An 857-nucleotide genomic window follows, 5' to 3' on the forward strand; every position below is an offset into this window, starting at 1 on the left:
CTAGGCGGGATCGACATTCAACGTAACCAGATCATGGCAGCGGCGAGATGGACGAAGCCGGTGAAGTGAACGGTACGGCGGTCGTAGCGGGTGGCGAAGCGGCGGAAATGTTTGAGGCGTCCAAAGCAGCGCTCGATCTGGTTGCGGTGCTTGTAGATGGCGGCGTCGTGCGGGATTGCGACCTTGCGATTGCGCTTGGACGGGATCACCGCCGTGGCGTTCATGGCTGCGATCTGGTCGCGTAAGTCATTTCCATCATACGCTTTGTCGGCAAGCACGGCCTTGGCCTGCTGACCTTTGAGCAAGTCTGGCGCAGAGGCGATGTCGCTGGCCTGCCCGGGCGTGATGCGCAGTCGCAGAGGCCGACCGAACGTGTCGGCGAGCATGTGGATCTTGGTCGTCAGTCCGCCTCGGGAACGCCCCAGCGCCTGATCCCTGGCCCCCCTTTTCCGGTCGCAGCCTGCTGGTGAGCGCGAACGATGGTGCTGTCGATCATCAAATATTGGTTGTCGCGATCCGCCGTCAGCGCCTCGAACACCCGTTCCCAAACGCCGGCATGGCACCAGCGACTGAACCGCCGGTGCACCGTCTTCCACTTGCCGTAGCGTTCCGGCAGGTCGCACCAGTGCGCGCCCGAGCGCAGTACCCACAAACATCCGTTCACGAACAAACGGTTATCCGCGCCCGTGCGCCCCGGATCAGCCGCCTTGCCCGGGACCAGCAACGCTATCCGCGACCATTGCGCCTCGCTCAACTCATATCGCTTGATACCCACCATCCGCTCCGCGTCTCAACACGGATGCCTATGAATCAGCCTTCAACCCATTTGGGAATCCTGAATGTCGATACGGCCTAGA

Annotated in this window: 1 protein-coding gene; it reads right to left on the reverse strand. The window is 62.0% G+C overall.

The features are described 5' to 3' along the window. Positions 1-17: 17 nt before the first annotated feature. A protein-coding gene (locus tag WG908_RS16475) for an IS5 family transposase (protein WP_445326741.1) occupies positions 18-769 on the reverse strand; the annotation gives its coding sequence in 2 pieces (ribosomal slippage) (positions 18-439 and positions 439-769; 753 coding nt in all). Positions 770-857 lie beyond the last annotated feature (88 nt).

The sequence above is a fragment of the Sphingobium anseongense genome (assembly GCF_037725245.1).
Lineage (GTDB): Bacteria > Pseudomonadota > Alphaproteobacteria > Sphingomonadales > Sphingomonadaceae > Sphingobium.